We start from the raw sequence: 5,961 nt of genomic DNA, 5'->3' as shown, positions 1-5,961 counted from the left end.
TTGATAATGTTTCCATTTGAATATGTTTTCTTTTTCCATCCTGATCACGCACCTTTTTTAAGTAGTAATACCAGTATGGCCAAGTTTGAAAGAATATTTTCAAATCATTTAGCTTTTTTGCACCAGAACCAAAAATATTAATTGATGGGCATGTATGATGAGGCCTGTTAGAAAACTTTGCACCAGAACTTTAATTTCTAATTGTTCCGGTATCTTTTATTTTGACTTGAGTATTCACACAGATTTTAGCTTTTGATAAAGTCTGCAACCAATCTTCTTTTACTTTTTTCCATTCTTTATACTGAAAAGCTCTAGCATATACAGATAAACCAATTGGATCAATTTTATTTCTCTGCATGTCCTGTAACATACTTTGTAATTTTTCATTGATCTCTTCCTGTATTTCATGTTCCAATTTATTTATATGTTTGCTGCTATATAAACGATTTTTAGTTATGTTTCCATTGGTTTTTTCAATTAAAGATACATTCATGCTCATATTTATATTAAATATAAATTTACCTTTCTGGAAATCAACATTTATTTTTCTCTTTGCATCTTGTACTAAAACAGACGTATTTGGTTTTTGAATAGATTTTTTGGGAGAAAGAACAACATGTAAAATTATCCGTCCTTTACTTTTTGATTTATTAATAAGATTGAAAAATTTCACATCATTTTTAGGGATTTTGGTTAAGTACTTTCCTTTAGGATCTAAAAAGGCAATTCCTACTGTATCAATTTCATTATTTATTTTCTTAATTATTGGAACTGTTTGTGTCATTCCCTTTTCATTCTTTTCTCTCATCAATTGTTGAATAGTGGAAGAAACAGACTGATTATTTTGTATAGAGGCTTCGATTACACCGCTTATATAAGACGAGAGCGCTGGTTTATCTGGTCTATGAATTTTTAATGTGCTTTTAGGACTACCATCAACAATTACAACTTTAGCATTGATAGTCGCGTAAGGGTCCCGATAAGAGGAATCGAGTGCCTGTATCCAGTTTTCTTCTTGTGCAAATTTTTTCCCGATTAAAATCACTTCACTTTTTGATGAAGTTACAAAACCTGTTAATTTCGTATCCATTTTGCTAAATCCTTCATATATGGTGGATGCCTGAACCCAATGTTCTACGGTACTCTTTTGCTTTTCATGATGAAAGAGTGGTATGCTCGTTCCTACTTGAATTTCTCCATTAGGTGTTCTATCTAAGGCAATTAATAGGATTAAAGAGGCTTGTTCAAGGGGGATTCTTTGACTACAACCAATTAAATACATACAACTAATTACAATCCCTATCCATTTTCGAATCATAGTTGCTTCCTCCTAGTTAGCCAAGTAAAAAGGATACTGTAAATAAAAAGGAACACTGGAAATAAAACAAAGAAAATGATGTTAAATATATCCATAAGGAAATATATAAACACAATTTGATTTAAATTTGGGTTAAAGAATGTAAATACTCCAACAATTAATAAAATAGAGCTGACAATAATCCAATTACGTGAAATTCTACTACATATAGTTGTCATCGAATGTAAACTAAAAAATAAATACGGATAGATTGTAGTGGAAAATACAATTAAATAGTAAGCAATGTATATAATTTCTAAACGTTCTATGAAAGAAAAGCGAATCCCCTTTAATAGGTGAAATACGGGCCAAATTACATCCTTTATACCTTCAGGACTAAAATATATATAAGTAAGAATAGTAGCGTATATATAGAAAAACATGGTTCCTGTATTCGCTATCAGTATTCCTTTTATGGCTTTCTCTTTTTTTTGTAAAAACGGATAGATAAAATAGGCAATTTCTAAGCCCGCGTATGGGGTAATTGTTTCTTTTGTTGCCCTCACAATAGGATAGATGCCATCTTTCAAAATGGGCAGTAGATGTAATGGATTATAATTACTTTTTAATGCAAAAAGGAGAAGTATCGGCATCCAAGCAGTGAAGAAAAAAACAAGCATAGAATAACTTGTAAGTGCTCTTATCCCACTCTGTGCTAAAATAATGAAGGGTAGTAGTAGTAATATGACGATTTGATAAGTAGGAATAGAAGGGAAAATCCATACTTTCACAATATCTGTTGCTTTTAATAACGTATTAAAAGCCGCAAAAAATAAATAAAAAGCATATAAAAAAAGAAATATCGCCCCCAGCCATTTCCCAAAATACGTCGTTAAAACCTGTGTGAAATTCTTGTTGGGATTTTTTTGCAACATCAATATAATCAATACTCCAATTATAGAAGTTATGATCCATCCCAGAATGATAGAAATCCAACCGTCTGTACCAGCAGTAGCGGCAAGCGGACTTGGCATAATTAACATACCTGAGGCCAGTTGCAGTGAGTGAATAAAAATAATAAATTCTAATAAAGTTAAGTTTCGAAAGTTAACCTTCCCCAGGTGAACCACCTTCTTTTTTCTTTTTTTGTTTCGGTTGTCCTGTACTAGAGCGAGTAGTAAGCATCGAGTTAGGAAATCTTACAAAAGAATCTTTTAATTCTTGGAAACGAAAAGGCGCGATTGGTAACCCATATGGTGAACCATAAGAAGTTAGTGACACAAAATGAGCAAATAAGAGCATCAACCCGCTAACGATACCTACAATTCCATAAAAATAGGCAAATAACATCATTGGAAAACGAATCAGACGAATACAACTCGATAAATCGTAATTAGAAACAACAAACGATGAAATGGCAGTAATAGATACGATAATAACCATAACATTACTTACAAGACCCGCTTGAACAGCTGCTTGACCAATTACAATCCCTCCAACAATTCCAATTGTTTGTCCGATCGGCTGAGGGAGACGAATCCCAGCTTCGCGAAGCATTTCTAATGTGATTTCCATAATAAGCGCTTCTAATAAAGGAGAGAAAGGAACTTTGATCCTTGATGTTGCGATAGAAGTATATAAATCTAAAGGAATAATTTCAAAGTGAAATGAAACCATTGCAATGTACATTGCGGGTAAAAACATAGCTATAATAAATCCTAAAAATCGTAATAAACGAAAAAAGGATGCAATCATCCAATGTACATTATAATCATCTGGCGTCTGAAAAAATCCAATTAAATTTATTGGGACAATCATTGCACTAGGAGATCTATCAACTAACACGGCTACTTTTCCATCAAGAATATGATTAGAAATGGCATCTGGGCGTTCACTTAAGTAAGCCTGTGGAAAAGGAGTCAAACTATTATCTTTTGTCAAGTTAGATAATTCTCCTATGCCTAATACCGTATCAATTTTAATTTTACTAATTCTTCCCTCTACCTCTTGAACAACGTCTGCATTCGCCACATCACCTAAGTAAAGTAAATATACAAAAGTAGTAGCCCTTTCTCCGACTGCTAATTTCTTGATTTTTAATTCAGTAGAAGGAATATATCTACGAATGAGACCAATATTTTTAGCGGCATTTTCAATAAAACCGTCATGAGACCCTTTAATTGTAACTTCTGAAACAGGTTCCTGAATGGATCGTTCTGCCCATCCTTTTGTATTGATGAGGAGTGCTTTCCTTGCCCCCTCCATAAATAGCACACATTGCCCCTCCAGCAACCCTTTTTTTATTTCATTCCATGTACATACTGTTTTTGTATAAGTAGCAATTGTATCAGAATTGAATACTTGTATGTCTTCCGTTACTTCTTGTAACAATGGCGTAATGACACTTCCCTTTAATGTAACACCATCTGTAAGTCCTTCAAAGTAATATAGTACAACATTCGTCTTTGTTTTTAGTTGTAAAGGATGTTCAACCAAATCAGCACAAATATCAAAGATTTGTTCTAATTTATTCTTGAGTTCTTGTAAGTTATTTGTCTGGATAGTTTCAACAATCTCATTCATTGTAGTTTTGATAGTTCTTTCAATTAAGGACATGGGTTCCTCCTTAGTATGTATAACAGTCCGTTTTTTTTTATTATTTTTCTATAAATCAGATTCTATTCATTGGATTTAATTATTTTAAGAGGAAGGTAAAAGAAAATAATAATAAAAAGAACTCCGGATTATCTGAAGTTCTAATGTATATGGAATCTACGAAGGAGTTTCTATATATTGGTGTTCGTCCCGACGATTAGTTACGTTTAGAAGTAGAAATGACATTTGCTCGTTTCAATGATAAAAAAGCCTAAAGATAACAACTTTTCTATAGGCTTTTTATCGGATAATATATTTTTAAGTTACTATAATTTTTTTATAGGAAGGTAAAATATTATTTCTGAAAAGTGCACATTTTGATGTGTTTTTTTAAAGGAAAAAGCATAGATCCTTAACCTTAATTAGTAATAGCGTATATTTTTACTGTAAATTTACTAGTTGCACCATTCGGATTTGCAATATAATATTTAGCATTTGTGTATGCTTCAGTCCTTGATTCATTCGAGAGGTTCTTCCAACGAACCGAATCCGTTCCTAAGGAAACATCAACCATAATATTGAATGAAATAGCAGAAGCATTATCTTTTTCTGTAGGTTCAACAACCCATTTTAATCCCTTTGTTCCTATAGGTAAATTTGTAATGTTAAAGTTTTGGCTGGAACGATTTTTTTGCCCGGATAATGGAATTGATTCAGAAGTTATTTGGGAAATTAATACTTCTTTTTCATTTGATTTAATCCCATTTAATCGAATAATACTATCTATTAAACCTGGTCCAGGAAAATCTGCGGCGATAATACCGGCATGATTTATCCCACTTTTTTGTATGAAATCAGTTCCCATTGTATTCATTCCACCGTAAAATACTTGGCCATTCATATCACGAGGGAAATCTGTCCATTCATTTGTTGCATTTTTTTGAATCAGCTTTTGATTGCTATTTGTATTTCTACTTTCTTTTCCACTTGCAATAAACCACGGATAGAAATTATTCAATAATGCTGATGCACCACCCGTCCCACTAAAATGGTTAAGATAGATTTTCCCATTGTTGGCGTTATTATTTGCCTGTAAAAGATGGTTTTTCACCGCATTCCATTTATCATACATTCCATTTGGGCCAGTACCAACTTCAAACTTATCTTGAGTATACAAGGAATCACAATTTATACCGTATTCTTGGGATGCTGTAAAATTTTGCAATAATACAATTTTACCGCGGACATCCCCTAATTTCGGATTATTTCTTTCTGATGATGCTACAGAATTTGGGTCCCAAAAATAGTCAGCATTACGATCTTTATAATTTTTAAATATTTTTTCGAATGATAGTGAGCCGGTTTCAGGGTCAGTGTCTTCTTTTAAACGCATTAAAATCGTTTCTTTCGGATGATCTCTTAAAAATTGAATAGTCTCTTTTAATACATCTTCAAACATTGCTTTTTGATAAACAATTCCATGATGGATTGCAAATGAATCCTTAACACGTTTAACACGCATGTCTACATAACGAATACCCGAATCTAATTGCTGGGATAAGTTCATGGTTTGATTCCTAGTCAGATTTTCATCAAAAACACTTACTCCATGTAAAGCCATTGAACCGTGAGTGCCTGGAATAGATAGTCCGCTTATTTTTTTTGAATCCTCTAATTCGGACATCCATGTTGAATTTTGATAGCCTATATTGGACTCATACGAATAACCGAGGTGACTATCAGCAAATGCCGTAGTGGTTGTACATAAGCCTACTAATGTTACACAAGTCAGAATGCTACTTTTTAAAACTTTTCTCATTCTATCTCTCCTTTTTTAAGTTGAATAATCCCATAAAAGAAATATCTTATTATAAATATTTATATCACCAGAACGTTGAGAACATCTGTTTAAATTATATTTTTATAAGGGGTGATTCTTTGAAATTTTGATAGCCTAGAGTGTTTAATTGTATCCCTCATGGATATTAAAACGTTTATTTTTATACAAACAAAACAGAAGTCTTAAACAAGACTCCTATTTTGGGTTCTGGTGCAAATAATGGACAAAC

General features: G+C 32.5%; 4 protein-coding genes. All 4 read right to left on the bottom strand.

What is annotated here, in order from left to right:
- Positions 1-190: 190 nt before the first annotated feature.
- The gene (locus RT27_RS24675; protein ID WP_043937900.1) at positions 191-1,318 is read right to left on the bottom strand and encodes a Ger(x)C family spore germination protein; all 1,128 of its coding nucleotides are present in this window, start codon (positions 1,316-1,318) and stop codon (positions 191-193) included.
- Positions 1,315-2,418 carry an endospore germination permease gene (locus tag RT27_RS24670; RefSeq protein WP_042993022.1) on the bottom strand — a complete coding sequence of 368 codons (1,104 nt, stop codon included), beginning with the start codon at positions 2,416-2,418 and terminating at the stop codon, positions 1,315-1,317. The genes RT27_RS24675 and RT27_RS24670 overlap by 4 nt, the downstream gene beginning before the upstream one ends.
- The gene (locus RT27_RS24665; RefSeq protein ID WP_000052380.1) at positions 2,405-3,913 is read right to left on the bottom strand and encodes a spore germination protein; all 1,509 of its coding nucleotides are present in this window, start codon (positions 3,911-3,913) and stop codon (positions 2,405-2,407) included. The genes RT27_RS24670 and RT27_RS24665 overlap by 14 nt, the downstream gene beginning before the upstream one ends.
- A gap of 397 nt (positions 3,914-4,310) precedes the next feature.
- A complete protein-coding gene (locus tag RT27_RS24660) occupies positions 4,311-5,711 on the bottom strand; it encodes a phosphatidylinositol-specific phospholipase C (RefSeq protein WP_043937898.1) in 1,401 nt (466 codons plus the stop codon).
- Positions 5,712-5,961: the final 250 nt, after the last annotated feature.

This window comes from Bacillus sp. L_1B0_5 (assembly GCF_000836715.1).
Taxonomy (GTDB): Bacteria; Bacillota; Bacilli; order Bacillales; family Bacillaceae_G; genus Bacillus_A; species Bacillus_A thuringiensis_S.
This window is presented reverse-complemented; position numbering and strand designations above follow the sequence as displayed.